Raw genomic sequence first — 25822 nt, forward strand, 5'->3', positions numbered from 1 at the left:
CGTAGACCGCGTCTATTTCCGCAGGATTTCCAACACCGCGGCGCTGACGATCAGGGTGGCGCCCAGAAACTCCCGCAGGCCGAATGGTTCGCCGGACAGGGCCGCGGCAGAGGCGATACCGACGACGACCTCGCTCATCAGCAGCAGGCCGACCTTTGCGGGAGACAGTTTTGTAGCTGGCCAGATGGTCATGTAGATCATGGGCAGAATGTAGACAGCCGACAGCATTGCATATCCCGCTATGCGGACCGCTCCTTCCTGTGTGACGTTTGGCAGCGCCTGGCCCTGAAGCGCCAACAGGCTGACAAGCGACAGCAACAGCGCGCCAAGTACAAAGGCAAAAACCTGACCCGTAATGGTAATGCTTCCGGTTTTGTACAAACCCAGAGTGCCCAATGCCCAGCATATGCCCGACGCCAGCGCCAGCCAGTCGCCCAGGTTTTGCGGCCATGGCACGAACCCGGCACCCCCAAGCACGACAAACAGCCCGCCAAGCCCGCAGATCAGGCCCGCAAGGCGCATCAGGCTCAGGCGTTCTTTCAGAAATACGACGCCCAGAAGCGTGCCCCATATCGGAGTGAGATAGAACAGCAGGATCGAGCGGACGACGTCGGTGTAGACAAGGCTAATCGAATACAGGCTGAATGCAGCCCCTGTGAACATACCGCTGAGCATCAGATCACGCCATTGCCGGGTCAGCATGTGCCTGTCGGCCCAGATAAAGGGGAACAAAGCAATCAGGGCCGCGCAGTACATGACGATCCCGGACCAGGGGCCTGTCAGACCGTGATCATAGAAAAACCGCACCGGAATCCAGTAAAGGCCCCACAGCGCGCCGCCCATCACCAGTATGATACTGGCCCGGGTGCTGTTGTCGGGTTGGCTCAGGCTCATCTTGGCCTTGCTTTCGCTGCGCTTCGATGTCGTCACCGGATCGGGATAGAGGGTTGTGGGGCCGGGGATCAAGCGGAACCTTTGCTTTGGTATGAAGCAGGGTTCATTCGACGAAATAACGGGCAGATTATCGGAGTCTGGTGGCGTCTCTGATTTGCCGCAGCAGGAAACTGAGCTGAGGGGTTGCGCCCCACGTCAGGCATGGCACTTTAGGGGCATTCCACTTGGTCATGGCCTCATGCAAACTTCGTCCACGCTGCGTATCGCAAGCTACAACATTCAGAAATGCGTCGGGCTGGATTTCCGGCGTCAGCCGCAACGCGTTTTGCAAGTCATCGAAAACACAAAAGCGGATATCGTGGTGTTGCAGGAGGCCGACAAACGCCTGCCGCCCCGCCCGGCGGCACTGCCGCATTTCATGTTGGACGAGGCAGGGTGGAAGATCGTCGATCTGGGCGGTGCAGGCAGTCTGGGCTGGCATGGCAACGCGGTGATCTGGCGCGGAGAGGGCATCTCGGTACGCCGCAAAGCGCATCACGAGCTGCCGGGGCTGGAACCGCGCGGGGCGGTTCGGGTCGAGTTCGACACGCATATCGGGCCACTGCGCGTGATGGGGATGCATCTGGGGCTTTTGCCAGCGTCACGGCGGCAGCAGATATTGCATATTCGGCGGAATGATTGGGATATGGACCAGATGCCGACAGTTTGGGCCGGTGACTTCAACGAATGGTCACGCCAGCCTGTTCTGGATCATCTGGCCCCAGAAATGCGGTTCCTGCCCCCCAGGCCCAGTTTTCCTGCCGCACAGCCTTTGGGTGCGCTGGATCGGATCGCGCTGGGCATCGGAGTCCAGGCTGTGGCGCACGGTGTTCACGACACGCGTCCCGCGCATATAGCATCCGATCACCTGCCGGTCTGGGCCGATCTGGCGCGCGCTACATCAGAAGGTCGCAAAAGGTGAAATCCCTGTAGCGAAACGCGCGTAGACATATTAAGACAGACACCCGAGCAAGTCTGAGGGGCATCATGTCGGAAACGATTATTGGGCGTTGTGAAGCCAAGGGGCTGCGCATGACCGGTCAAAGAAGGATCATCGCGCAGGTTTTGGAACAGAGCGACGACCATCCGGATGTCGAGGAACTCTATGCACGGGCGTCTGCTGTAGACAAAGGCATTTCCATTGCAACGGTCTATCGCACGGTCAAACTGTTCGAAGAGGCTGGTATTCTGGAACGCCTCGAGTTCGGCGACGGACGGGCCCGGTACGAGGATGCCGAGCGCGATCATCATGACCACCTGATAGACATGCAGTCAGGAGAGGTTATCGAATTCGTCGACCCCGAGATCGAAGCCCTACAGGAAAGAATCGCGGCAAAGCTTGGGTACAAGCTGAAAGGGCACCGGTTGGAGCTGTACGGCGTCCCGCTGGAAAAGGACTGACCCATCACAAAACGCGATTGATCCCCTCACGCTAATTCATCAGGCGTGACGGGAATTATCTTGCCAGATGCTGTTGGTTGAGGTTGTTGTGCGTGTATCGGCACCCGACATGCACTTTCCAACGGACGCGCAAATGAACAACGTAAACGGCATCCTGCTGCTCATCGGGTCGATGGCGGCCTTTGCTCTTGAGGACATGTTCATCAAGCTCCTGTCCGGCTCTGTGCCGACAGGGCAGATCATGGTGTTTCTGGGCGTGTTCTGCGGTCTCGTGTTTGCCACGATGTCAGTGGTCACGCGCAAACGGATCTTTGATCCCGTGGCTTGGAAAACCCTGCCGTTGGTTCGGGCCGCGACAGAAGGTTTTGGCGCCGTTGCTTTTGTGACAGCACTGTCGCTGATTGACCTGTCCACCGTTGCAGCTGTGTTTCAGGCCATGCCACTGGTCGTCACCATGGGCGCGGCCCTGTTTCTTGGCGAACAGGTCGGGTGGCGCCGCTGGAGCGCCATTGGTGTCGGCTTTGTCGGTGTCCTGATGATCATCCGCCCCGGGATGGAGGGCTTTCGGCCGGAATCCCTGTTTGTAGTTTTGTCCGTTGTCGCAATTGCCGCGCGTGATCTGATCACCCGCAAGCTGGACCCGCGAGTGGCTTCGTCCGTTGTTGCGATGCAGGCTTACATTGCGGTTGCCGTCGCCGGCCTGGTTCTGATGGTCATGTCCGGGGCATCCTTCGTGCCTGTTCAAGCTGGTCAAACGGGTCCCTATGCGGGGGCGATCGGATTTGGCGTGCTGGGGTACTACGGCATTGTCACTGCGATGAGGGTGGGCGAAGCCTCGGCCCTGATGCCATTCCGGTACACGCGTCTGGTGTTTTCGATCCTCGCGGGAATGCTTATGTTCGGTGAACGCCCTGATGCGCTGACAATGGCAGGGGCAACCCTGATCATTGGCTCGGGTCTTTATACCTTTATCCGCGAACGGCGTCTGGCGCGCGAACTGGTGCCTGCCTGAGCCTGTTGGCGCAAACAGAGGGCTGTTAGCCCTAAATGTCGGGGAATATGCGTGTTAGCGGTAACGGAACCGGTTTACTTTTGGCCGGTTGCTGCTATGACGCGTGCAACCGACTGCAGTCATAGGGACAGGCCTCATGAGCACCATCATCGACATCCACGCACGCGAAATTCTGGACAGCCGGGGCAACCCGACAGTCGAAGTTGACGTGATTCTGGAAGACGGCACCATGGGCCGCGCTGCCGTGCCCTCGGGTGCGTCCACCGGCGCCTATGAGGCGGTAGAAAAACGTGATGGCGACAAGGCGCGCTATATGGGTAAGGGCGTTCTGGAAGCCGTTGCTGCTGTGAACGGTGAGATCGCGGAAGAACTGGTAGGTTTTGACGCGACCGAACAGGTGGCCATTGACCAGGCCATGATCGAGTTGGACGGAACCGAAAACAAGGGCCGTCTGGGCGCAAACGCGATCCTGGGTGTTTCGCTGGCCACGGCGAAGGCAGCGGCGGATTTCACCACGCAGCCTCTCTATCGGTATGTGGGCGGTACTTCGGCCCGGGTTCTGCCGGTTCCGATGATGAACATCATCAACGGTGGCGAACATGCCGATAACCCGATCGACATTCAGGAATTCATGATCATGCCGACCGCCGCCGCGAACATTCGCGAAGCGGTGCGCATGGGGTCCGAGGTGTTCCACACGCTGAAAAAGGAACTGTCAGGCGCGGGTCTGGCGACCGGTGTGGGCGACGAGGGCGGTTTTGCCCCCAACATCGCCTCGACCCGTGAAGCATTGGATTTCATCCTGAAGTCCATCGAAAAAGCAGGTTACAAGCCGGGTGAGGAAATTCACCTGGCGCTGGATTGCGCCGCGACCGAGTATTTCAAAGACGGCAAATACGTTCTGGCTGGCGAAGGCACGACCCTGACCTCGGAAGAGAATGCGGCCTATCTGGCAGCTCTGGTCAATGACTACCCGATCATCTCGATCGAAGACGGTATGTCCGAAGATGACTGGGATGGCTGGAAGGCCCTGACCGATGCCATCGGTGACAAGGTGCAGTTGGTGGGTGACGACCTGTTCGTGACCAATCCGGTGCGTCTGGCCGAAGGGATCGAGCGCGGCTGTGCGAACTCGATGCTGGTCAAGGTGAACCAGATCGGCTCGCTGACTGAAACCCTGCGCGCCGTCGATATGGCCCACCGCGCGCGCTATACCAACGTGATGTCGCACCGTTCGGGTGAGACCGAGGACGCCACCATTGCCGATCTGGCCGTGGCGACCAATTGTGGTCAGATCAAAACCGGCTCGTTGGCGCGATCTGACAGGTTGGCCAAGTACAACCAACTGATCCGCATCGAAGAGTCGTTGGGAGAAGTGGCCGAATACGCCGGCGCGTCGATCCTGAAATAAGCGAAGAATGGGGGCCAACAGCCCCCATTTTCAAGGTGCCGGCCTCTGATCCATCAAGCGTTCGTTCCGCTGCCCGTGTCGCAATCCACGTGATCGATCACTTGGTCTTTTTGAACCATGGGAACTCTTGGATCCAAGCGTTTCATGGGCCCTGAACCGGGGTCTTCCGGACGATCACGGTGAATGGTGCGGCAGGAAACACTGCTTCAGGTGATATCCACCTTTGGTTGAACCTTTCTGGTTCGGTCTTTCTCTGGGTTTACGATTGCGGTGCCTGCTCGCATTTGATGTTGAAAACTTTTGAAAAATCTTCGCACTTTTCGCAAGAGAGGCGAGATCCGGATTACGCAATCATTTCAGTGGTCTCTGTTTTGCAGGCGTATTGGATTAGCCTTTTTGCTTCTGAAAAGAATGCAAAAATCACATTATGTGTGAACTTGTTACTAAGTAAATCACAGCCACGTGATCTAACCTGACTGCATCACAGCAAGGAGACTACGATGTCTGTATCCAAATTCCTTCTGGTAACCGCAGCAGCGTCCATCACAGTTCTTTCCGCCTGCGCGGGTCCGGGAACCTACCCAATAACCGGAGACCCGGTCTCGGCGAGTGACCCGGTACAGGACATGAACCCGGCAAATATCTTCCGTGGCGAGTCTCGTTAAAGCAACTTGCTCATCAGCATATATCTGTCGCGTGGTTTGAACCCGGTACGCAGATAGATATTCTGAGCGGCTTCGTTGTTTCGATCGACTTCCAGGTGAAGGGCTGTCAGCCCCGCTTCGGATAATGCTTTTGGCAAGGCCAACAAAACTTCGGTCGCAATACCGCGACCGCGAACAGCGGGTCGGATATAGATTTCGTCAACGAAACCGTCCATGCCGCCGAATTCGACGGACCAGCCGAACGACAGGATGATGTAGCCCAACGGCGCGCGTCCTGGGCCGATCAGATAGACACAGCCATGGGGAATACCCTCGAGCAGGGGTGCAAGAGCGTTTCGGATCTGGTCCGGGTCTTGCGCCAGACCGGCCTCGGTATGAAAGGCGGTGACCAGCGCCATCAGGCGGTCCAGGTCTTCGGGGCGCGCAAGGCGCAGGGCGGCGCTCATAATCTGGCCAGCCTTTCTGTCAGCAGGTCAAAGAAGCCGTCAGCGTCGATCTCCCCCATGAACAGTGCATTAGGGGCGCGGTCGGTCACGCCCCACCAATCTGCGACGGTCATGCCCATGGTCAGTTCGGACTGGGTTTCAATCTCGACATTCACATGACGGCCCGAAAACAGCTCGGGTCGGATCAGATAGGCGGTCACGCAGGGGTCATGCAGGGGCGCGCCCTGACTGCCGTATTTTTCCTTGTCGAACCTCTCAAAGAAATCAGTCATCTCTGCCACGGCGAGTCCGACTTTGTTTCCCAGAGTACGGAATGCATCGTTGCGGGGTCTGGTGACCAGCGCCTTATGCGTGACATCCAGTGACATAACCACAATCGGCCTTCCGGATTTAAAAACGATATCAGCTGCTTCCGGGTCGACATGGATGTTGAACTCCGCTGTTGGAGTGATGTTCCCAACCTCGAAATACGCCCCGCCCATCAGAACGATTTCCTGCACCCGATCAACAATATCAGGGGCTTTGCTGAATGCGGTCGCGATATTCGTCAGTGGCCCCAGCGGGCAAAGGGTCACGGTGCCCGGCTCATGCGCGCGCAGAGTGTCGATGATGAAGTCCACCGCGTGACCCTCGGCCAAAGGCATCTGCGGATCAGGCAGGTCCGGGCCATCCAGTCCTGTCTTGCCATGCACATGCTCGGCCGTGACCAGGGGGCGGTTCAACGGTCTGTCGCAGCCTGCATAGACCGGCACATCGGTCCGGCCCGCCAGTTCGCACACGATTCGAGCGTTCTTGGCTGTCAGTTCCAAGGGCACGTTGCCCGCAACTGCTGTAATGCCCAGAATCTCGATCTCTTCCGGGCTGGCCAGCGCCAGCAGGATGGCGACGGCATCATCCTGTCCGGGATCGGTGTCGATGATGATCTTGCGAGGGGGCATGGGCGTCTCCGGGGGTCGTGAAGGTGGGACACTCGCAAGTGTCGGTTGGCTTGTCTACCCGTTTCTGGGGGCTGCCATGGCGTCCACCGGCGGGAGTTTGCCGTTGGCACGATGCTCTTCGATTTTGACCTCGTCCCAGAGCGCGTCCATCTCGGCCAGATCGCTTTGCGATGGGGTCTTGCCCCGTTTGGCCAGCCGGGCCTCGACTTTTTCAAAGCGACGGGTGAACTTGACATTGGTGCGACGCAGGGCGGCTTCGGGTTCGATGCCCAGATGGCGACCCAGATTGACCATGACAAAGAGCAGATCACCGAATTCATCCTCAAGCGCGTCGGCATCCATCTTGTCACGCGCTTCTTCCAGTTCGGCGGCTTCTTCGGTGATCTTGGCCAGCACATGGCTTGCATCGGGCCAGTCGAACCCCACGCGCGCGCCACGTTTTTGCAGCTTATGGGCACGCAGCAGGGCAGGCAGGTTGGCGGCTACACCGTCCAGCGCGCCTTTCTGTTCTTTGCCAGAACGTTCAGCCGCCTTGATCGTTTCCCAATCCAAGGTTTGCTGATCGGCGGTCTTGTCGCGGGATTCGTCGCCAAAGACATGCGGGTGGCGGTTGACCATCTTGTCCGACATGGTGCGCACCACGTCCTGAAAGGTGAAATGCCCAGCCTCTTCAGCCATTTGTGCGTGAAAGACCGACTGGAACAGCAGGTCGCCCAGCTCTCCCTTCAACTCGTCCCAAGCCTCGCGCTCGATGGCGTCGGCGACCTCATAGGCCTCTTCGATCGTATAGGGCGCGATGGTGGCGAAATCCTGTTCGATATCCCAGGGGCAGCCGGTTTGGGGATCACGCAATCGGCGCATGATTTCCAGCAGACGCTCGATACCAGCGTCACTGTCATGGATCAGAGGATTTTCGGCCATTGCGAACCCTTTCATTCCGGTGTCAGATGCATCCATCCCGCAGTCCCGATCAGGAGTCCACCCCAGATGCCCGTCGTCAACCGAATTGCCGATTTCACTGCCGATATGACCAGATGGCGCCAATATCTGCATACGATACCCGAATTGGAATTCGAGTGCTTTGAGACTGCCGCGTTTGTGGCCGAGCGTCTACGTGAGTTCGGGGTCGATGAATTGCATGAAGGGATCGCAAAGACCGGAATGGTCGCGATCATCAACGGGCAGGGTGATGGGCCAACGATCGGACTGCGCGCCGACATGGATGCGTTGCCGATTACCGAGGAAACAGGCGTCGAATATGCATCAAAGAACCCCGGCAAGATGCACGCCTGCGGACATGACGGGCATACCACAATGCTATTGGGCGCGGCGCGGTATCTGGCCGAGACACGCAATTTCAGTGGCCGTGTCGCGTTGATCTTTCAGCCTGCCGAGGAAGAAGGCGGTGGCGCGGGCGTGATGGTCGAAGAAGGCATCATGGAACGGTTTGACATTTCTCAGGTCTATGGAATCCACAATGACCCGGGGAACCCGGAAGGTGCCTTCTATACCACGCCGGGGCCGATCATGGCGGCGGTGGATACGTTCGAGATTCATATCCAAGGCGTCGGCGGCCATGGCGCCATGCCGCATCAGACCTGCGACCCGGTCATGGCGGCCTGCGGCATTGCACAAGCGATCCAGACCATTGTCAGCCGCAATCACCATGCGGTGGAAGATCTGGTTGTTTCGGTCACTCAGATCCATGCAGGAACGGTTAACAACGTGATCCCTGATACTGCCTATTTGAACGGAACCGTGCGGACCTTTGATCCATCTGTACAGAAGATGGTGATGGAGCGGATGAAGCAAATCGTGCAGGGGCAGGCGGCTTCATACGGTGTCGAGGCACGGCTGGAGTATCAGGAGGGATACCCGGCCACGATCAACGATGCTGAAAAGGCAGCCTTTGCCGCAGACGTCGCGCGCGAAGTGTCGGGGCCTGAGCGGGTGGTCGACACAATGGGGCGCGAAATGGGGGCCGAGGATTTTTCGTACATGCTGCAGTCGCGACCAGGGGCCTATCTGTTCCTGGGTCAGGGTGAAGGTGCCGGGCTGCATCACCCGAAATACAACTTCAACGATGATATCGCGCCGGTAGGTGCTTCGTTCTTCGCGCGGATCGTGGAAAAAGCGCAGCCCTTGGGCTGATGAGGTAATGAAATGGCACTGGAAGACGCAAAAAATCAGGTGGATGAGGCATTCACCAACCCGGACCTCAAAGGGCTGTCTTACGAAAACACCTTTGGCGGGGCGACCTCGTTTCTGCGGCGGCTGTATACCAAGGATCTGACCAGCGCGGACATCGCCGTGACCGGCGTGCCGTTCGATCAGGCGGTGACCAACCGCCCGGGCACCCGCCTTGGCCCACGCGCGATCCGCGAAGCCAGCGCGCTGCAGTCGCCCGATGCGCCCTATGGCTGGCCGTTCGATGCGCTCAGCGAGCTGGCGATCATCGATTACGGCGACATGGCCTATGACTATGCCAACATCCCCGCCTTTCCCGACACGCTGACCGACCATATCCGCACCATTCTGGCGGCGGATGTGGCCTCGGTTACGTTGGGGGGCGATCACTATATCAGCTTTCCGATCCTCAAGGCCTATGCCGAGAAATACGGGCCGATGTCGCTGTTGCAGTTCGATGCGCATACCGACACCTGGGCCGATGACGACATGAGCCGGGTGGACCATGGCACCATGTTCTACAAGGCGGTGAAGTCGGGGATCGTGGACCCGAAACGCTCGGTCCAGGTGGGCATCCGCACCACCAATGAGGATACGCTGGGTGTCAACATCATCGATGCGCGGGAGGTCTACGAGTCTGGTCCTGCCGCCGTGGCGCAGAAGATCAAGGAGATCATGGGCGACAGCCCCGTTTACCTCAGCTTTGATATCGACGGGCTGGACCCGGCCTTTGCACCGGGTACGGGGACGCCGGTCTGGGGCGGGCTCAGCTCGATTCAAGCACAGATCATCCTGCGCGACATCGCCGGGATCAACATCAAGGGTGGCGATGTGGTCGAGGTTTCTCCGCCCTATGACACCTCGGGCGCGACCGCGATTGCGGGTGCCCATGTGGCAACGCAGATCGTCTGCCTGTTAGGGTGGAACAAGCTGGCATGAAGCGTTCCAAAGGAGCAATCTGGAGCAGTATTGTTTTAGCTGAATTGCCACTGGGGTATTTTGTTGGAGGTCATTTGCAGGAAGCAGACAGGCCTGAATCAGCGTTGCATCTGTTTGAGAAATACTGCGTACGCCTTGCTGATGGAGGCGTCGTGGACCCTGATGGCGAACTTTCAAAAATTGAGCGATCTGACGGGTTAGTCTGGGTCCACCTAGAATCTTTAATGTTGCTGCGTTTGGAAATCCAGCAATGCGAAGTTTCTGACGCGCTTCAGATAATGACTGACCGCGAACGAAAAACTTGGGAGAGAGAAACCAAGGTATGGGTGGAAAATAATCTTATTGGATTTGAAAGTGACGATGAATTTATTCTGAATTCAGTAGACGCCCATCATCTTTGGGTCCGAAACTTTGAGGATCGAGAACAACGCCGTAGCGTCTCGTATTTTCGCTTTGCAGCGGATTCGGAGTCAGAGACATCGTTAATCTTTTCTTATCCAAAAAATGATGATGTTTCGGAAAATTTGCACGAACTTCGAAAGGGTTCGTATAGCAATACTCTGAGGGGCGTTGAGGTAGAAAATGACTGAATTCAATCAACCGGTCAGCGGCAATGATCTGGCGCGGTTCTCGGGGCCGAATACGTTTATGCGCCTGCCCCAGGCAGCCTCGCTGGCGGGGCTGGATGTGGCGGTTCTGGGAATTCCGATGGATATCGGCACCTCGTGGCGATCGGGCACCCGGTTCGGACCCAAACAGATCCGCAGCGAAAGCGCGATGATAAGGCCCTACAACATGGCGACCTCGGCGGCTCCGTTCGACAGCTTGCAAATCGCTGACATCGGGGATCTGGCGATCAACACCTTCTCGCTGGCAGACAGCCTGAGGATCATCAGGGAAAGCTATGATGCAATTCTGGCTAAGAATGTGATCCCCGTGGCGATGGGGGGCGATCATTCGATCACCCTCCCGATCCTGCGGGCCATTGCGGCAAAGCATGGGCCCGTGGCCTTGGTGCATGTGGATGCCCATGCGGATGTGAATGACGAGATGTTCGGCGAGAAAGAGACCCACGGAACCGTCTTCCGCCGCGCCTTTGAAGAGGGGCTGATTGTCCCCGACAAGACCTTTCAGATCGGCATTCGCGGATCGGGCTACGCGGCTTCGGATTTCACCGAGGCCAGGGATTGGGGCTTCCGCCAGTTCCCGGCCTGGGAGTTGTGGCAGCAGAACCTGACTCAGATCGGCTCTCAGATCCGCAAGATCATCGGGGATCATCCGGTCTATGTCACCTATGACATCGACAGCCTGGATCCGGCCTTTGCACCGGGCACGGGTACGCCAGAGATTGCAGGGCTGACCACGCCGCAGGCGTTGCAACTGATCCACGCTTTGCAGGGCGTGAATGTGGTGGGGTGTGACCTGGTCGAGGTCTCACCTCCGTATGACCCCTCCGGCAATACGGCCCTGACGGCAGCTAACCTGATCTATGAGATGCTGTGCATCCTGCCGGGTGTGACGTCACGGTAAACCGGCCCGGAACGGCTTGCCCCGGCGCTTGATCCGCATAGGTTTTCTGCAAGAGGGTAAAGCGGGATGAAAAGAATGGTTCTGTGGGCGGTGATCGCGCTGGTGCTTGGGCTGGGGGCTTACATTCGGCTGGCCCCGTCAATTCCCGCCCGATGGCATGTGGCACCTGTTGCAGAGGTTGATCAGGATTTGCCAAGTGGCGTTCTGCGCGTTGTTGAAACCGGACCGGACGGGTTGCAGCGCCTTGACCTGATCGCCCGCGCCACGCCGCGCACCTCGGTATTGGCAGGTTCGGTCGATGAGGGGATGATCACCTATGTCACCCGCACGAAATGGATCGGTTTTCCCGACTATACCACTGTTCAGCAGGACGGCGACACGCAGCGCATCCATGGCCGTTTGCGGTTCGGTCGCAGGGATTTCGGGGTGAACAAGGCACGGGTTGATGGGTGGTTGGGGAAGATGTAACCGTTTTACCGGCGTTCAGGACGCCTCATCCGGTTCTGTGTGATCACTCGGTGCACTCTGCAACCCGGACGACAAACATCCCTCCTGCACCTCGCGCCACATCGGTACATTCAAAGACATCTGACATTGCGCGGTGAACATACGGCCGTCGACTTGCAGGCAGATCATCTCACCCAGTTCGATGCGGGACCCGGACGTATCGGTACAATAGCAATCGCGGGTCTTGCCGTCGGGGCCTACGTAATCGGCGAGAACCGGCGTGGATATGAGCAGTAAAGCAAGCAAAAACCGTTTCATGGCAGCAAGCTTAGCACGACGTGGCCCTTGACCAAAGCCCCCGGATGATAGACACCGCCGGGATGATCCCCGAAGAACGACTTGAACAGATCACCCAGCGTTTCCAATACCTCGAAGCTGCCATGGCGGATGGCGCATCGGGCGGCGATATTGCGGCGCTGGCCAAGGAATATTCCGACCTCAAACCCGTGGTCGATCAGATCATGGCCTGGCGACTGCTGGTGGCAGATCTGGTTGAGGCCAAGGCGATGCTGGCCGACCCCGACATGAAGGAACTGGCCGAAGAGGAAATACCGGACCTTCAATCGCGCATCCCCGAGGCGGAACACGCGCTGCAACTGGCGCTGCTGCCGAAGGATGCGGCGGATGCGCGGCCGGCGATGCTGGAAATTCGCCCCGGTACCGGCGGGGACGAGGCCGCTTTGTTCGCGGGCGATCTGTTGCGTATGTATCAACGCTATGCCGAGGCCCACGGGTGGCAGTTCGAGATCATCGAAGAACAGGCTTCTGATCTGGGCGGGATCAAAGAGGTGGTGGCTCATATCAAGGGCGACAACGTCTTTGCCCGGCTGAAATACGAATCCGGCGTGCACCGCGTGCAGCGCGTGCCCGAAACCGAAAGCGGCGGGCGGATTCATACCTCGGCGGCGACCGTGGCGGTTTTGCCCGAGGCCGAGGATGTTGACATCCAGATAGACGCCAATGACATCCGTATCGACACGATGCGCAGTTCCGGCGCAGGCGGGCAGCACGTGAACACCACCGACTCGGCGGTGCGGATCACGCATATTCCGACGGGCTTGGTGGTAACAAGTTCCGAGAAGTCCCAGCATCGCAACCGCGAGATCTCCATGCAGGTGCTGAAGACGCGGCTTTATGACCTCGAACGTCAGCGGATCGATAGCGAACGCTCAGCGGATCGCGCCAGCCAGGTGGGGTCGGGGGATCGTTCGGAACGCATTCGCACCTACAACTTTCCGCAGGGTCGGATGACGGATCACCGGATCAACCTGACGCTCTACAAACTGGATCAGGTGATGCAGGGTGACCTGGACGAAGTGATTGACGCCCTGACGGCGGACGATCAGGCCCGGTTGCTGGCCGAGATGGCGCAATGACGGGGTTGCAGACAGCTGCGCAGGCCATGGTGGCCGCCACAGCGCGCTTAAGGGCCGCTGGCGTGGATGACCCGGCGCGGGATGCGCGCCTGTTGTTGGCCCATGCCGCACGGATTGAAGCCAGCCGGGTGACGCTGATCGCCCCGGAAGAATTGCAGCCCGAAATCGCGGAACGCTATGACCAGTTGGTTTCCCTGCGCGCCGTTCGGGTGCCGGTGTCTCATCTGCTGGGCGAGCGTGAGTTCTATGGGCGCGGGTTTCGCGTCAGTTCGGATGTTCTGGATCCGCGCCCCGAGACTGAAACCCTGATCGAGGCCGCACTGAGCGAACCCTTTGACCATGTTTTGGACCTGGGGGTCGGGTCGGGCTGTATTCTGGTTACACTGCTTGCGGAACGCACCAGCGCTTCGGGCCTTGGGACCGACCTGAGTGAAGCCGCCTGCCTTCAGGCCAGCGCCAATGCAGTACACCACAAGGTACAGGGGCGGATCGAGATCGTGCAGTCAAATTGGTTTGAAAACATTGAGGGCAAGTTTGACCTGATTGTCTCCAACCCGCCGTATATTTCCATGTCGGAGATGGAGGAGCTGTCGCCCGAAGTACGGGAACATGAGCCGCGCATGGCGCTGACCGATGAAGGAGACGGGCTGGGCGCGTATCGACACATAGCAGCTTCGGCCCCGGATTTTCTGTTGCCAGGCGGGCGAATACTTGTGGAAATTGGCCCGACACAGGCAAATCTGGTGTCTGCTTTGTTTGATGCGGCGGGTTTGGCGGATATCCGCGTGATCCCCGATCTGGACGGCCGTGATCGGGTTGTCGGCGCAAAGATGCCGGGTTGAAACGGCTATTTGAGGCCAAAAAAATGCTACCCTGAATAAAAAAGCTTAAGAAAATTCGAAATTCCTCTTGTCTGGACGGTCAGGACATGTTTACTCAGGAATAGTCGGCGAGGTTGACGCTGTTGCAGCGCACCCCTGACGCCAAGCCCAAAAAGTCGACGTCCCGTCAAAGCAAACGCCTTAGAGCAGTGCAAAAAGCGGGTTGAGCGACAGCGCATTGATAAGGCTGACGTAAAGTAAGATGAGATCTTCCAAATCCCGCTCGCGGGCCAAGAATAACCGCAATCGTCCTTCCGGCGGTAACGTCGTAAACCGGGTTTTTGACAGCTCGGGTCCTGAAGGCAAAGTGCGTGGCACGCCACAGCAGATCATTGATAAATATAATCAGCTGGCGCGTGACGCTCAGTTGTCAAACGACCGCGTCGCTGCGGAAAACTTCCAGCAGCATGCGGAACACTATCTGCGCATGCTGAGTGAGGCGCAGCGCGAGATTGACGCGCGCCGCGAAGAGCAGGAGCGCCAGAATCGCGAACGCCAGGCCGAGCGTGATCGTGAGCGCGCCGAACGACAGGAACGCGAAGCGGCCCGTCAGGCCGATCCTGCCGAGGCTCCGCAGCCCGACGTGATGGATTTCGCCGCGCCTGAGACTGCTCCGGAAAGCGGTTTGGTCGAGACACCGGAAAGCAAAGGGGCCGAAGCGCCGGCACCGGAGAAGAAGGAAAAGCCTGCTCGCAAACCGCGGGCGCGCAAGCCCAAGCCGGCGCCAGCGACCGAAGATGCGCCCAAAACGGATGGCGACGCACCGGAAGCGGCTGAATAAAATCGGCATCAGAAATTGCAAAGCCCCGAGGTCAAACCTCGGGGTTTTTTCTTGTGGTCAGGGTTTCTTGATTTCGCGCGCCAGGGCACAGAACGCTTCAAGCGGAACCTGCTCGGCGCGTTCAGTGGGTTGGATACCTGCCGCCAGCAGGCGGTCTTCGATATCAGGGGCGACGCCTTTCAGGGACGCACGCAGCATCTTGCGGCGTTGGTTGAAGGCAGAAGCCACTACACGCGACAAGGTCGCAGCATCGGCGGGATAGCGGGGCTCGGGCAGGGCGGTCAGATGAACCACCGCGCTTGAGACCTTGGGCGGCGGGGTGAAGGCTCCGGGCGGCAGGGACATGGCGATGCGCGCCTCGGCCCGCCATTGGGCAAGGATGGCGAGGCGGCCATACGCCTTGCTGCCGGGTTGGGCCACGATACGTTCGGCCACTTCGCGTTGGAACATCAGCGTCAGGCTCTGCCAGAACGGTGGCCATTCCGGGGGCGTCAGCCAGCGCACCAGCAGTTCGGTACCGACGTTGTATGGAAGGTTGGCAGCGATGCGGATTGGCGGGGTCAGGTGTTCGAGCGGGTTGATCTCGAGCGCGTCGCCGTTGATGACATCCAGTCTTCCGGGATAGGCGGCGGCGATATCGTTCAGGGCGGCGATGCAGCGGGTATCTTTTTCAACCGCGACGACCTTGCGCGCGCCTTCGGACAGAAGCCCTCGGGTGAGGCCACCAGGACCGGGGCCGATTTCCAGTACATCGCAGTCCGCAAGATCGCCAGCCTGACGGGCGATTTTGGCGGTCAGGTTGAGGTCCAGAAGGAAGTTCTGACCCAACGATTTGCGCGCCGAGAGTTGATGTGTGGCGATGACCTCGCGCAGAGGGGGGAGATTGTCGATTGCACTCATGATCCGATTACCGTGACGCAGGCCGCAGGGGCAGCGCCAGAAATTTATTGCCTCCGGCGGGGATATTTTCAGCCAGGTGAAGGATCAAGAGCCTTGTGCCATGCGTTGGGCGAATTTCAGGGCTTCGATCATGCTGGTCGGGGTGGCGATGCCTTTCCCGGCGATATCCAATGCGGTGCCGTGATCCGGCGACGTGCGGATGAATGGCAGCCCCAAGGTGACGTTCACGCCCCGGTCGAAATCCAGCGTCTTGATCGGGATCAGGGCCTGATCATGATACATTGCGATTGCCGCGTCATAGCGGGCACGTGCAGCAGCATGGAACAACGTATCCGCAGGGTGCGGGCCAGTCAGGGTTGCACCTTTCGGATTCAGATCCGCCAACATTGGAGCGATCCAGTCAAGCTCCTCGCTGCCCATTTTACCGCCTTCGCCGGCATGGGGGTTCAGCCCTGCTATGGCGATGCGGGGGTGCGGTATACCAAACTGGTCGCGCAGGCCGCGCGCGGTGATTTCGATCGTCTCGCGAAGAAGGTCCGGCGTCAGCGCAGCAGGAACCTGTGACAGGGGAATGTGGATTGTTGTCGGGACAACCCGCAACTGGTCGCTGGCCAGCATCATGACAACCCGGGGGGTGCCCGACAGCGCAGCCAGAAACTCGGTGTGGCCGGGATAGGTAAACCCGGCGCCGTCGATCAGTGCCTTTTTGTGAATAGGTGCGGTGCACAGTGCCGCTGCTGCTCCGGCTTTCACCAGGTCGACGCCGGTTTCGATGGCATCGATCACCGATGGTGCATTGGCGGGGTCCGGCTGACCAGGCACGTTTGCGGCAGGAAAGTTCAGGTGCAGGACTGGTAAGGCCTGATCGCAGACTTCAAGAGCTTCTGAAGGGGTTTCGATTTTCGCAACCGGTGTGCCAGCGGGCAGGTGGCTGGCGTCGCCAATAAAGAAAAGCGGGCAGGTTTGGCGTAGCTCGGCCCACGCCTTGGCTGCGATTTCAGGGCCGATCCCGGCCGGTTCACCGCAGCTGAGCGCAATCGGGCGAGTCATTCCTGAACAATGGTGGCGTCAGCCCGCAGCTGCTCTACCAGGCTGGCCGCAAAGGCCTGTAGCCGCTGTTGCGCCAGTGCATTCGCTACATCTGCCCGCGAGGTGTTTTCGCCCAGATCGCGGGTGCGATTGCACAGCATCAAGAACACCAGCGTCTGTCCGTTGTTGCGGGTCAGGTTTGTTGACACCTCGTTGCGATCCAGCTTTGCCAGCTCCACGGCGATGTCGCGCGGTACTTCAGACGGGCTGGCTTCGATACGGTCCAGAACTTCGACGGGTTGATCCTTGGCGATCCCATACAAGTCATCGCAGGTGTCGATCTCTTCCCGCAGGGCGGCAGCCCGCGACAGGGTCTCGGAACCGCGACCGCCTGGCAGGTAATAGGCCGCATAATCAAGTTTGGAGATAGCGGGGGCAGCCGTCGCAACCTCTCGCAATCCCCGCAACTGAAACAAGGCAACGGCGTTTGGCAAACTGATGGGATCGGTGATCTCACCGTTCTGGAGCCCAAGAATAACCGGCTGCAGAGCAGGAGGCAGGTTGGAGATATTCAGCCATTCCAGACGTCCCCCGTCGTTGCGGGTTGCCGCTCCGGAATATTGCGCCGCAGCGGCTGAAAACGCTTCGATACTCTCAAGTCGCGAGATTTCTTCCGCCAGCAATTCGGTCTGTGCCACGGTTTGCGGATTCACCGGGATGATGATCTCGGACAGCAAGACCTGAAGGCCGCCGCCACCGGTCTGTCCCAGCGCGCGATCAATCTCGTCTTCGGTCGGGCGGGCCTGTGACAGGTAGCGCGAGCTGATATAGTCGCGCCAGGCCAGCTGATCCGCAACATAATCACGGACAGTTTCCGGGTCGACGCCCGCCTCACCCAAAAGTTGCAGGAACTGTTCGGTGGACAATTGCCCGCGCGAGGCGAACTCGTCGATACCCAGTTGAACAGCTTCCGGTGCTGCTTCGACGCCTGCTTCGCGCATGGCCTGTTTACGCAGTTTTTCTTCGATCAGGGCTTCCCTGACGTCAGCTTCACTGCCGCCGGGCAGACCCAGAACATTCAGGAATTGCAGGCGTTGTTCCAGCTCGTACCAGGTGACGATGTCCTGATTCACGCGGATCGCTGGCGAGAACAAACTCTGGGCGCTGACCTGCGGAGTTGAAAAAGCGAGGAAAACGGCGGCCAGCGCCGGCGCGACCGGTTTGTGCCAACCGGAACGAAGAAACCTGGAGAAACCTGATATCAACTGCATTTTCTCTTGTATGTGTTACCACCGCCTTCAAGGGCGTATCCTGTCAGCGATAGGGTAAAGCCGAATTCTGTCGAAGGCTCAATAGTGGATGTTGAAGTAAAGCGTCTGCTTACGGACATGTTAACCTGAACACATTCATTCTGGTAGGTTACGCCAAGACCCAGCCGGATTGGTTCTGATTGGTTCAGATCATAACGTGCCTCGGCATTCGTAAGCCAGTTCTGGTCGACCTGGTAGCGGCCCAGAAGCCAGATTTCCGAGATTTCATCCGCTATGTTTTCCGCCGGATCCGGTTCTTGCCAGATATAGCTTCCGGACAGGCCGGCAAATTCGGAGGCCCAGGCACCTCGTAATTCAGCTTTGACGAAACTGAAATCGTTGTCGATCAGACCGCGCCCACCAAGCGACCAGCCATTGGCCGTGGTGACTTGTCCCGCCACCAGCAGGTCGGAAGTGGTGCCCTGCAACCCGGATGTCAGGGTGAAATTCGGGTCGGCATCCGCCCGAAACACCTGACCCACTGTTGCTAGGGCTTGCTGTCCGCCCGCACCATAGCGTGCCCAGTTCAGGCCGATGACCCCGGTGGCACCGTCTTCGCGCTGATCTTCGGCAGGGAAGCGAGACAGGGCCAGCAGGTTACCCTGATCGAATTCCTGAAACGTGCTTTCATCATCTGGCACATCAGTGTCCGAGACATGGGTCCATCCGATCTGCGCGATCGGTTCCAGAAGCTGAACAGCGCCGGTCTTTTCGCGACGGGTCATCGGATAGCGAAGCGTCAACGCCGCGCGCGGGGTCGAGCGGGTCACATTGCTGGGAAAGTTGCTGTCATGACGGATGTTGAACGTATCCACCGATGCGCCCAGCGTCGCGTCGGCACGCAGGCCCGATGCAAACGTCCAGCTTCGAAGCCATTCGGCGTCAAAAGTTGCCCGTGCTATATCGCGGCCGACGATATCAGCGTCGCTGGTGCGCTCATGGGCGTGGCCGATAAAGGCCAGCCGCACCTCGCCGCCAAGTGCGCCGGGGAAGAATCGCTTTTCATAGTTCAGGTCGAAGACGCGTGATGGGATTTCGTCCTGATTTTCGCTGTCGCGCAGTGTTTTGTAATGAAAAAGGCTTGTTTTGAACGCGGTATCGCGTTTGATCCGTTCCAGCGCGACTTCACTGCGCAAGCGGTCCAGGTCCGGCAGTCCATAGTCAGCCAGATAGGCGTCGTCCGAGGTGGTTTGCAAATCGAAGGTCAGCCGGAAATCGTTCTTCAGGTTGAACCAACCTCCGGCGAACAGATAGCCGCGATCCTGGTCGGGCTGGATGTCATCACGGGTATAGGCACCTTCAATCTGAATGCGCCCATTCACGAACGCCTGACGATACCGATATCCCAGCGTCGTGGTCTTGGCCGACAAGTACGGCGTCAAGGTCAGATCCTTGTGGTCCCCCAGCTTGAAGAAATAGGGAACCTGGACCCCCGTTCCCAGTTGCGAGGTGCTGCGGATCGACGGCACCAGAAAGCCGGTCGCGCGATCCAAAGTCGGGTCCGGCAAGCGCAGATAGGGGAAATAGAATACCGGATAATCAAGTACCCGAAGCTGCGCGCCTTCGAAGTACAATTGCCGTTCCAACTGGTCATGGGTGACCTTGCGGGCCCGGATCTGCCAAAGCGGAGGTTTACCGTTGGTGCACACATGGCAGGAGGTGGCCGTGACCTTGCTGAACTGGGTATAGCGGCCCGCGGCCCGTTTCGCCTGTACCGAGGCGATCTGGGTTTGTTGATCGAAAACCATCCGAGCACCGATCAGGAGGCCGTTCTGGATACCGCTGTCCAGCTGGCCGGAATCGGCCAGAAGGGTCGATTGGCCACCCTGATCAATACGAATGGGGCCTTCCAGTGTCAGCTCGCCCGTTTCCCGGTCATAGGTGATGCGTTGGGCCGACAGTTTGGTATCGCCCTGAAAAGCTTCGACATTGCCTTCGGCCACCAGTTTCCGCTCAGGTGTTATGAAAACCTTGTCGGCAACCAGAAGGGCGGGCTCGGCCTGTGATTGTGCAGCTTGCGGGTCAGGCTCAGTCGGGTTGGTTTGTGCCGCCAGTCCGGCAGGAACCGTTAAAGCGATTGCGCTGGTCAGCAGCAGGGAAATCATACTCCGCATCAGCCGTCCTCCGCGTGAAGAAGCAGGCCAAGAGACAACAAGATGGCTGCAAAGGGCGGCGCCCAGGCAGCGATATAGGTGGGCAATTGTCCGTTTTCCCCAAGGATTTGTGCAAAGTTGCGGACGAAGTAGATGGCAAAGCCAAGCAGAACGGCAGTCAGCACGGCAATTCCGGTGCCGCCAAACCGAACGTGGCGCATGGTGAAAGCGGCCCCGATCAGGACCATCGAGACCAGAAAGAAGGGCCGGGCCAGCTGCACCTGCAACCAGACTTCATACTGCTTGGTCGAAAACCCGGCTTCGCGCAGGTCCTTGATCAATTGCGGCAAGTCATAAACAGATACCGAATCCTGTTGCCCCAGCGTGTCCAGAATTCGCTGCCGGGTCAGTGAGGTTGGCAACTCCAGCCGTTCATGCTCCACCGAATTGGTTTCGGGGTTCTGCCCATCCCGCAAATTCCAGATTTTGGCCTGGGACAGGACCCAGTTTCCGTCTTCCAGCACGGCCCTGTCGGCGACGATCTGCTGGGTGGGTTTGCCGTCTCGCGCGAAGGTGATGATGGTCACGTCGTCGAGACCAAGTGTTTCCCCATTCGAGGTACCCCGGGCGTGGATAACGGCCTGACCGTTTTCCGCCGATTGACGCAGCCAAAGGCCTTCGCTGCTGATCGAAAGGGCTGAACTGCCGTTGTTGCGATAAGAATCAGACAGGCGTTGGAATTTTTCGGATGTGGCCGCAGCGATGGGGTTCAACAATGCGACCGCCAGCGCGCCAATGATCAGCGCCAGCGTAGCTGGCGCAACCAGCGCGCGGATACCCGAGCGACCAGTGGCGCGGGTCACAACAAGCTCAGACGTACGTGCCAGCCCGACGAACAAGGCAATGGTGGACAGAATGACCAGCAGAGGCAGCATTTCACTGATGGCAGCAGGAGTGTTCAGCAGCGTTAGGTGCAGCAATTGGCCGAACGACAGGTCGACTTCGTCAAATCGGCGGATCTGTTCGATCAGATCGATGAGAATCATCAAGGTCAGAAAAATGCCGCCGATGACCAGAAAGCTCTGTAGAAAGCGGCGCGCGAAATAGCGGTCGAGGATCACAAGCGCGCCCCCGCCAGGCCTGTTACGCCGGGATTCGGGCCGAAATCGCGCATGCATGTCCTCCTGCGCGACGGCGTATGCCTGCCCTCTCGTGTCACGTCTTTCTCCCCCGAGCCTGCCGGTTATTTTTTCGGGACCTTACTGCAATTGAAACCCGGGGAAAACTGCTATCTGGTCAAGTCGAGCAGCGCGGGCTAGGTCTTGGGGAACAGAATTTGAGGAGTTTGCAATGAGCAGTCTGATACCGATCCGCTTTCAGGAGTTTGATCTGGATGCGATGGCGGAGGCCGAGGGGCGGGTGGCCATCATCATTCCGTCCGACGGAAAAATGAACCCCGCGGCCCGCCGGGCCAATCGCCTGACGAAAGGCGCCGTAGGGCGACTTGTTGAAAGTGAAAAATTCGGGAAATCCAAGACTGGCGATGTGATCTCGTTGGCCTGGCCCGCAGGGATGGTGGCCGAGGCGTTGGACATTGTTGTATTGCCGCGGCGCCCTGAAGCCGACGAGGCGCGCAAGGCCGGAGCGGCTTTGGCCAAGTCCGCGGGTCGCACGGGTATGCTGGTGATGGTCGGCAATCAGGCGCAGAGCGAAAACCTGGCCCTTGGCATGGCGCTGCGCAGCTATGATTTCGACGCGCATAAAACCAAAGACAGCGAAGGCAGCGGTTCGATCACGATCAGCCATGCGAAACCCACGGAAGCCGAAGCAGAGTTTGCACCGCTATATGCGATTGCCGACGGTGTGCGGATGACGCGCGATCTGACCAACGAACCTGCAAACGTTCTGACAACCACGGAATTTGCTGATCGTCTTGTCGAGATGCAGGAGCTGGGCCTTGAGGTCGAAGTTCTGGAAGAGGACGAGCTGGCAGAGCTGGGCATGCGTACATTGCTGAGCGTCGGGCAAGGCTCTGTCAGCCCTTCCAAAGTCGTTGTGATGCACTGGAAGGGCGGCGAAAAGGACGATGCGCCCTTGGCCCTGGTCGGTAAGGGCGTGGTTTTCGATACAGGTGGCATTTCGCTCAAGCCTTCAGGTGGCATGGAAGAGATGACCATGGATATGGGCGGCGCGGGCGTTGTCGCGGGCACCATGCGCGCGCTGGCCAAGCGTAAAGCCAAAGCCAATGTGGTGGGCCTTGTCGGTCTGGTCGAAAACATGCCTTCGGGCAATGCCACCCGGCCGGGCGATGTGGTCAAGTCGATGAAGGGCGATACGGTCGAGATCATAAACACCGATGCCGAAGGCCGTTTGGTTCTGTGTGACGTGATGTGGTACGCGCAGGAGCGGTTCAAACCTGTGGGTATGATCGATCTGGCAACGCTGACCGGTGCGGTGATCATCGGGCTGGGGCATGAGAATGCTGGTGTGTTCTCGAACAATGACACCTTCTGCGATGCATTTTTGAAATCGGCGAAGGCCGAGGACGAGGGCGCGTGGCGGCTGCCGTTGGGCGATGGCTATGACAAGCTGCTCAAATCGCGCATCGCCGACATGAAGAACATCGGTGGACGTCCGGCGGGCTCGATCACGGCGGCACAGTTTCTGCAACGTTTCGTGAAAGAGGAAACACCCTGGATTCACCTGGATATTGCGGGTGTGGCCTCGGTGGCGTCCGAGACGACTTATGCACCCAAAGGTGCCACGGGCTGGGGCGTTCGCGCGCTGAGCCGCTTCGTTCAGGACAATTTCGAGTAATCAAATGGGTGCTGTCTATTTCTACCATCTGACCCGCCAGCCGCTGGAGCACACCTTGCCTGTGCTGCTGGACAAGGCAAGGCAGGCCGGGTGGAAGATTGCCGTGCGGGGCACCGATCCCGCGCGGATGGACTGGCTGGATGAAAAGCTGTGGTTGGGCCCCGAGGACGGGTTCCTGCCGCATGGTCGCGAAGGTGGCCCACATGACGCCGAGCAGCCGATTCTGCTGACCACCAGCGTCGAGGCCAAAAACGACGCGGATTGCGTTATGGCCGTGGACGGCGCGCCGGTTGAACCCGAAGAGGTGTCGGCTCTGGAGCGGGTCTGCATTCTGTTCGACGGCAATGACGACATGGCTGTGCAGCACGCACGCGGGCAGTGGAAGACGCTGACCGGCGCCGGATGCGCCGCGCAATACTGGTCGGAAGAATCCGGGCGGTGGGAAAAGAAGGCCGAAGCCTGACGGGCTGTGCCATTTATCAGGAGATTTGAGGATGCAGATGAAGCCTTTGGGCCGTACCGGAGTTTTCGTGAGCGATCTTTGCCTCGGGACGATGACGTTCGGGTCGCAGACCTCGGAACCGGATGCGCACCGGCAGATGGATATGGCGCTGGACGCGGGGATCAGCTTTGTGGATGCCGCAGAGATGTATCCGGTGAATCCTGTTGCCAAAGAGACAATTGGTCGTACCGAAGAAATTCTTGGAAACTGGAACGCTGCAAATTCGTCGCGCCGGGCGGATTTCGTACTGGCGACCAAGCATTCGGGTGAGGGGTTGTCATATGTTCGTGACGGTGCGCCGATCACAGCCAAGACCATTCCCGAGGCCATCGAAGGGTCTTTGCGGCGGTTGCAGACGGATTACATCGATCTCTACCAGTTCCACTGGCCCAATCGCGGCAGCTATATGTTCCGCCAAAACTGGGATTATGCGCCTTCGGGACACGATACTGCAGACGTTTTGGACAATATGCAGGACTGTCTGGAGGCATTGCAGGTTCAGGTGGACAAGGGGAATATCCGCGCCTTTGGTCTGTCGAATGAAAGCGCGTGGGGTACGGCGCAGTGGTTGAGATTGGCCGAACAGACGGGCACACCGCGTGTGGCGTCCGTGCAAAACGAATATTCGTTGCTGTGCCGTCTGTTCGATACCGACATGGCAGAGCTGAGCGTACATGAGGATGTCGGCCTGATGGCGTTCTCGCCCCTGGGTACCGGACTGCTGACCGGAAAATACCAAGGCGGGGCTGTACCGGGCGGCTCGCGTATGTCGCTTTCGCCTGAATTGGGCGGGCGCAAGTCTGACCGGGTGTTTGATGCGGTAGCGGCTTATCTGGATGTTGCCGCGCGACATGGTCTGGATCCGACGCATATGGCGCTGGCCTGGTGCCGCTCGCGGCCGTTCATGATGTCGGCCATCTTTGGCGCAACCACGGTGGAACAGTTGGCGCATGTTCTGGCGGGTGCGGATTTGTCTTTGTCAAACGAGGTTCTGGCCGAACTGGACCAAGTCCATAGGGCGCATCCAATGCCGTACTGAGGGACAGGGGCTCTGCCCCGGGCACGCTGCGCGCGCCTCCCCCGGGATATTTCTGGCCAAATGAAGTTGGATCCGGTCAGTGATGCGTGGGGTGCGCGCGCTCTTGCCTCAGGTCGCGGGCAGATTGACCGTGCGCTGTGCGGAAAGCGCGGGCGAAACTGGATTGTGAAGCAAAACCGGTAGCCAGCGCGACATCCATCAGTGGAAGGTCGGTGTCGGTGACCAGACGGCGGGCCTCGGCCAGACGCAGTTGCAGATAATGGTCCTGGGGCGTGGTGTTCAGGCGCAGGCGGAACTGTTGTTGCAGAGTGCGTGGGCTGGTGCCCAGGTGGTCTGCGATATCGGCCAGTGGCAGGGGGTCATCCAGCGACGCCTGCATCAGCGAGTTTGCCTTGGCCGTCAGCGCCGTGTGGCGGTGTGGTACGCCGGTGCGGCTTTGCGGTGTGCCGGGGTCCGGCGCGCCATCATAGAGGAACAGGCCCGAAACACGGGATGCGAAACCCGCGCCATGGCGGGCGGCGATGATGTGCAGCATCATCTCGACAGCGGGAATCGCGCCGCCCGAGGTCAGGCGACCGTCCGAGACAGTAAAGCGGTCGGGGCGCACATCGACGTCGGGGAAACGAGTGGCGAAGTTTTCCAGGTCTTCCCAGTGGGTCGTCGCAGAGTGACCGTCCAGCAGCCCGGCCTCAGCCAGCAGCCAGGGGCCGCCGTCAATCCCGGCCATGGTCGCGCCGGTACCGGCAATGCGGCGCAGGCCGGCCAGCAGGCTTGGGGTGGCGTGACGGGCCAGTTGGAAACCTGCGACCACGATCATAAGGTCGCAGCCTTGCAGACGGGCGAGCGGGATGCCGGGTACTTGCAGGGCGCTGGTCAGCATCGCGGGTTCCGATGTCGAAGTCACATAGTCCCAGTCAAAGGCGGGCCTGTCTGCCAGACGGTTGGCAGCGCGCATTGGATCGACCGCCGAGGCGAAGCTGAGCGTGTTGCATTCATCCAGCACCAGCACAGCCGTTTTCAGGGCCCGATGTTCGGGTTGTAATATGTTTTTTGCGGATTGCATCAAGTTCGATTCGCATTTTGCCAAGTGGTTTTCCCAAAGCTGCGCCAGAGTTGGGTCAGAAC

The 25822-nt window shown here is 59.0% G+C and carries 27 protein-coding genes; 16 read left to right on the forward strand and 11 right to left on the reverse strand.

Annotated elements, in window-relative coordinates:
* Positions 1-12: 12 nt before the first annotated feature.
* Complete coding sequence (locus tag D1823_RS03990; protein WP_117868716.1) at positions 13-966, reverse strand: DMT family transporter; 954 nt, start codon at positions 964-966, stop codon at positions 13-15.
* 166 nt (positions 967-1132) lie between these two features.
* Here D1823_RS03990 and D1823_RS03995 point away from each other — a divergent pair, with 166 nt between their 5' ends.
* The 5 genes from D1823_RS03995 (at position 1133) to D1823_RS21840 (ending at position 5422) form a co-directional block, all read left to right on the forward strand.
* Entirely contained in the window at positions 1133-1855 is a 723-nt protein-coding gene (locus tag D1823_RS03995) for an endonuclease/exonuclease/phosphatase family protein (RefSeq protein WP_117868717.1), read from the forward strand.
* 65 nt (positions 1856-1920) lie between these two features.
* On the forward strand, positions 1921-2334 hold the full coding sequence (locus D1823_RS04000) for a Fur family transcriptional regulator (RefSeq protein ID WP_117868718.1): 414 nt from the start codon (positions 1921-1923) through the stop codon (positions 2332-2334).
* Positions 2335-2467: 133 nt separating this feature from the next.
* A complete protein-coding gene (locus D1823_RS04005) occupies positions 2468-3346 on the forward strand; it encodes a DMT family transporter (protein ID WP_117872711.1) in 879 nt (292 codons plus the stop codon).
* A 136-nt stretch (positions 3347-3482) separates the two neighbouring features.
* Positions 3483-4757, forward strand: a complete 1275-nt coding sequence (gene eno, locus D1823_RS04010; protein ID WP_117868719.1) for a phosphopyruvate hydratase — start codon at positions 3483-3485, stop codon at positions 4755-4757.
* A 500-nt stretch (positions 4758-5257) separates the two neighbouring features.
* Positions 5258-5422 carry a hypothetical protein gene (locus tag D1823_RS21840; protein WP_162896760.1) on the forward strand — a complete coding sequence of 55 codons (165 nt, stop codon included), beginning with the start codon at positions 5258-5260 and terminating at the stop codon, positions 5420-5422.
* Here the strand turns inward: D1823_RS21840 and D1823_RS04015 are convergent.
* From D1823_RS04015 to mazG, 3 genes are read right to left on the reverse strand one after another with little or no spacing between them, the layout of a single operon-like run.
* Positions 5419-5868 (reverse strand): N-acetyltransferase, encoded by a 450-nt coding sequence (locus D1823_RS04015; RefSeq protein ID WP_117868720.1) that lies wholly within the window; start codon positions 5866-5868, stop codon positions 5419-5421. The genes D1823_RS21840 and D1823_RS04015 overlap by 4 nt on opposite strands.
* Positions 5865-6806, reverse strand: a complete 942-nt coding sequence (locus D1823_RS04020; RefSeq protein WP_117868721.1) for a nucleoside hydrolase — start codon at positions 6804-6806, stop codon at positions 5865-5867. Before D1823_RS04020 ends, D1823_RS04015 begins: the two co-directional genes overlap by 4 nt.
* A 54-nt stretch (positions 6807-6860) precedes the next feature.
* A complete protein-coding gene (mazG, locus tag D1823_RS04025) occupies positions 6861-7727 on the reverse strand; it encodes a nucleoside triphosphate pyrophosphohydrolase (protein ID WP_117872713.1) in 867 nt (288 codons plus the stop codon).
* Between the two features lie 66 nt (positions 7728-7793).
* On the opposite strand from mazG, the gene D1823_RS04030 reads away from it, so the two are divergent.
* The 5 genes from D1823_RS04030 (at position 7794) to D1823_RS04050 (ending at position 11930) form a co-directional block, all read left to right on the forward strand.
* Positions 7794-8957, forward strand: a complete 1164-nt coding sequence (locus D1823_RS04030) for a M20 aminoacylase family protein (RefSeq protein ID WP_117868722.1) — start codon at positions 7794-7796, stop codon at positions 8955-8957.
* 12 nt (positions 8958-8969) lie between these two features.
* On the forward strand, positions 8970-9932 hold the full coding sequence (gene speB, locus D1823_RS04035; protein ID WP_117868723.1) for an agmatinase: 963 nt from the start codon (positions 8970-8972) through the stop codon (positions 9930-9932).
* The gene (locus D1823_RS04040; protein ID WP_117868724.1) at positions 9929-10522 is read left to right on the forward strand and encodes a hypothetical protein; all 594 of its coding nucleotides are present in this window, start codon (positions 9929-9931) and stop codon (positions 10520-10522) included. The genes speB (D1823_RS04035) and D1823_RS04040 overlap by 4 nt, the downstream gene beginning before the upstream one ends.
* Positions 10515-11462, forward strand: a complete 948-nt coding sequence (gene speB / locus D1823_RS04045; RefSeq protein WP_117868725.1) for an agmatinase — start codon at positions 10515-10517, stop codon at positions 11460-11462. Before D1823_RS04040 ends, speB (D1823_RS04045) begins: the two co-directional genes overlap by 8 nt.
* A 66-nt stretch (positions 11463-11528) precedes the next feature.
* The gene (locus tag D1823_RS04050) at positions 11529-11930 is read left to right on the forward strand and encodes a DUF1499 domain-containing protein (RefSeq protein ID WP_117868726.1); all 402 of its coding nucleotides are present in this window, start codon (positions 11529-11531) and stop codon (positions 11928-11930) included.
* Between the two features lie 15 nt (positions 11931-11945).
* Here the strand turns inward: D1823_RS04050 and D1823_RS04055 are convergent, their stop codons facing one another.
* Positions 11946-12227, reverse strand: a complete 282-nt coding sequence (locus tag D1823_RS04055; RefSeq protein WP_117868727.1) for a hypothetical protein — start codon at positions 12225-12227, stop codon at positions 11946-11948.
* Between the two features lie 62 nt (positions 12228-12289).
* Between D1823_RS04055 and prfA the strand changes: the two genes are divergently transcribed.
* The 3 genes from prfA (at position 12290) to D1823_RS04070 (ending at position 15007) form a co-directional block, all read left to right on the forward strand.
* On the forward strand, positions 12290-13345 hold the full coding sequence (prfA, locus tag D1823_RS04060; RefSeq protein ID WP_117872715.1) for a peptide chain release factor 1: 1056 nt from the start codon (positions 12290-12292) through the stop codon (positions 13343-13345).
* Positions 13342-14187: a peptide chain release factor N(5)-glutamine methyltransferase gene (gene prmC, locus D1823_RS04065; RefSeq protein ID WP_162896761.1), complete on the forward strand. Its 846-nt coding sequence runs from the start codon at positions 13342-13344 to the stop codon at positions 14185-14187. Before prfA ends, prmC begins: the two co-directional genes overlap by 4 nt.
* Positions 14188-14428: 241 nt before the next feature.
* Complete coding sequence (locus D1823_RS04070; RefSeq protein ID WP_117868728.1) at positions 14429-15007, forward strand: DUF4167 domain-containing protein; 579 nt, start codon at positions 14429-14431, stop codon at positions 15005-15007.
* A 57-nt stretch (positions 15008-15064) separates the two neighbouring features.
* On the opposite strand, the gene rsmA is transcribed toward D1823_RS04070, so the two are convergent.
* From rsmA to lptG, 5 genes are all read right to left on the reverse strand, one after another.
* Positions 15065-15907 (reverse strand): 16S rRNA (adenine(1518)-N(6)/adenine(1519)-N(6))-dimethyltransferase RsmA, encoded by an 843-nt coding sequence (gene rsmA, locus D1823_RS04075; protein ID WP_117868729.1) that lies wholly within the window; start codon positions 15905-15907, stop codon positions 15065-15067.
* Between the two features lie 84 nt (positions 15908-15991).
* A complete protein-coding gene (gene pdxA, locus D1823_RS04080; RefSeq protein WP_117868730.1) occupies positions 15992-16957 on the reverse strand; it encodes a 4-hydroxythreonine-4-phosphate dehydrogenase PdxA in 966 nt (321 codons plus the stop codon).
* A complete protein-coding gene (locus D1823_RS04085) occupies positions 16954-18207 on the reverse strand; it encodes a peptidylprolyl isomerase (protein WP_117868731.1) in 1254 nt (417 codons plus the stop codon). The genes pdxA and D1823_RS04085 overlap by 4 nt, the downstream gene beginning before the upstream one ends.
* On the reverse strand, positions 18198-20360 hold the full coding sequence (locus D1823_RS04090; RefSeq protein WP_117868732.1) for an LPS-assembly protein LptD: 2163 nt from the start codon (positions 20358-20360) through the stop codon (positions 18198-18200). Before D1823_RS04090 ends, D1823_RS04085 begins: the two co-directional genes overlap by 10 nt.
* Entirely contained in the window at positions 20360-21460 is a 1101-nt protein-coding gene (lptG, locus tag D1823_RS04095; RefSeq protein WP_117872719.1) for an LPS export ABC transporter permease LptG, read from the reverse strand. The genes D1823_RS04090 and lptG overlap by 1 nt, the downstream gene beginning before the upstream one ends.
* Before the next feature lie 229 nt (positions 21461-21689).
* Between lptG and D1823_RS04100 the strand changes: the two genes are divergently transcribed.
* From D1823_RS04100 to D1823_RS04110, 3 genes are read left to right on the forward strand one after another with little or no spacing between them, the layout of a single operon-like run.
* A complete protein-coding gene (locus D1823_RS04100; protein WP_117868733.1) occupies positions 21690-23156 on the forward strand; it encodes a leucyl aminopeptidase in 1467 nt (488 codons plus the stop codon).
* A gap of 4 nt (positions 23157-23160) precedes the next feature.
* Positions 23161-23619 carry a DNA polymerase III subunit chi gene (locus tag D1823_RS04105; RefSeq protein ID WP_117868734.1) on the forward strand — a complete coding sequence of 153 codons (459 nt, stop codon included), beginning with the start codon at positions 23161-23163 and terminating at the stop codon, positions 23617-23619.
* Positions 23620-23650: 31 nt separating this feature from the next.
* Complete coding sequence (locus tag D1823_RS04110; RefSeq protein ID WP_117868735.1) at positions 23651-24697, forward strand: aldo/keto reductase; 1047 nt, start codon at positions 23651-23653, stop codon at positions 24695-24697.
* Between the two features lie 76 nt (positions 24698-24773).
* Here D1823_RS04110 and D1823_RS04115 read toward each other — a convergent pair whose 3' ends face one another.
* Positions 24774-25760: a GlxA family transcriptional regulator gene (locus D1823_RS04115; RefSeq protein WP_117872721.1), complete on the reverse strand. Its 987-nt coding sequence runs from the start codon at positions 25758-25760 to the stop codon at positions 24774-24776.
* Positions 25761-25822: the final 62 nt, after the last annotated feature.

The organism is Ruegeria sp. AD91A, assembly GCF_003443535.1.
In the GTDB taxonomy this organism is placed as follows: domain Bacteria; phylum Pseudomonadota; class Alphaproteobacteria; order Rhodobacterales; family Rhodobacteraceae; genus Ruegeria.

What these genes read in the sequence shown, in the direction of transcription:
- D1823_RS03995 (WP_117868717.1), top strand. Translation starts at nt 1,133, where the DNA reads ATGCAAACTTCGTCCACGCTGCGTATCGCAAGCTACAACATTCAGAAA.
- D1823_RS04000 (WP_117868718.1), top strand. Translation starts at nt 1,921, where the DNA reads ATGTCGGAAACGATTATTGGGCGTTGTGAAGCCAAGGGGCTGCGCATG.
- D1823_RS04005 (WP_117872711.1), top strand. Translation starts at nt 2,468, where the DNA reads ATGAACAACGTAAACGGCATCCTGCTGCTCATCGGGTCGATGGCGGCC.
- eno (WP_117868719.1), top strand. Translation starts at nt 3,483, where the DNA reads ATGAGCACCATCATCGACATCCACGCACGCGAAATTCTGGACAGCCGG.
- D1823_RS21840 (WP_162896760.1), top strand. Translation starts at nt 5,258, where the DNA reads ATGTCTGTATCCAAATTCCTTCTGGTAACCGCAGCAGCGTCCATCACA.
- D1823_RS04015 (WP_117868720.1), bottom strand. Translation starts at nt 5,868, where the DNA reads ATGAGCGCCGCCCTGCGCCTTGCGCGCCCCGAAGACCTGGACCGCCTG.
- D1823_RS04020 (WP_117868721.1), bottom strand. Translation starts at nt 6,806, where the DNA reads ATGCCCCCTCGCAAGATCATCATCGACACCGATCCCGGACAGGATGAT.
- mazG (WP_117872713.1), bottom strand. Translation starts at nt 7,727, where the DNA reads ATGGCCGAAAATCCTCTGATCCATGACAGTGACGCTGGTATCGAGCGT.
- D1823_RS04030 (WP_117868722.1), top strand. Translation starts at nt 7,794, where the DNA reads ATGCCCGTCGTCAACCGAATTGCCGATTTCACTGCCGATATGACCAGA.
- speB (WP_117868723.1), top strand. Translation starts at nt 8,970, where the DNA reads ATGGCACTGGAAGACGCAAAAAATCAGGTGGATGAGGCATTCACCAAC.
- D1823_RS04040 (WP_117868724.1), top strand. Translation starts at nt 9,929, where the DNA reads ATGAAGCGTTCCAAAGGAGCAATCTGGAGCAGTATTGTTTTAGCTGAA.
- speB (WP_117868725.1), top strand. Translation starts at nt 10,515, where the DNA reads ATGACTGAATTCAATCAACCGGTCAGCGGCAATGATCTGGCGCGGTTC.
- D1823_RS04050 (WP_117868726.1), top strand. Translation starts at nt 11,529, where the DNA reads ATGAAAAGAATGGTTCTGTGGGCGGTGATCGCGCTGGTGCTTGGGCTG.
- D1823_RS04055 (WP_117868727.1), bottom strand. Translation starts at nt 12,227, where the DNA reads ATGAAACGGTTTTTGCTTGCTTTACTGCTCATATCCACGCCGGTTCTC.
- prfA (WP_117872715.1), top strand. Translation starts at nt 12,290, where the DNA reads ATGATCCCCGAAGAACGACTTGAACAGATCACCCAGCGTTTCCAATAC.
- prmC (WP_162896761.1), top strand. Translation starts at nt 13,342, where the DNA reads ATGACGGGGTTGCAGACAGCTGCGCAGGCCATGGTGGCCGCCACAGCG.
- D1823_RS04070 (WP_117868728.1), top strand. Translation starts at nt 14,429, where the DNA reads ATGAGATCTTCCAAATCCCGCTCGCGGGCCAAGAATAACCGCAATCGT.
- rsmA (WP_117868729.1), bottom strand. Translation starts at nt 15,907, where the DNA reads ATGAGTGCAATCGACAATCTCCCCCCTCTGCGCGAGGTCATCGCCACA.
- pdxA (WP_117868730.1), bottom strand. Translation starts at nt 16,957, where the DNA reads ATGACTCGCCCGATTGCGCTCAGCTGCGGTGAACCGGCCGGGATCGGC.
- D1823_RS04085 (WP_117868731.1), bottom strand. Translation starts at nt 18,207, where the DNA reads ATGCAGTTGATATCAGGTTTCTCCAGGTTTCTTCGTTCCGGTTGGCAC.
- D1823_RS04090 (WP_117868732.1), bottom strand. Translation starts at nt 20,360, where the DNA reads ATGCGGAGTATGATTTCCCTGCTGCTGACCAGCGCAATCGCTTTAACG.
- D1823_RS04100 (WP_117868733.1), top strand. Translation starts at nt 21,690, where the DNA reads ATGAGCAGTCTGATACCGATCCGCTTTCAGGAGTTTGATCTGGATGCG.
- D1823_RS04105 (WP_117868734.1), top strand. Translation starts at nt 23,161, where the DNA reads ATGGGTGCTGTCTATTTCTACCATCTGACCCGCCAGCCGCTGGAGCAC.
- D1823_RS04110 (WP_117868735.1), top strand. Translation starts at nt 23,651, where the DNA reads ATGCAGATGAAGCCTTTGGGCCGTACCGGAGTTTTCGTGAGCGATCTT.
- D1823_RS04115 (WP_117872721.1), bottom strand. Translation starts at nt 25,760, where the DNA reads ATGCAATCCGCAAAAAACATATTACAACCCGAACATCGGGCCCTGAAA.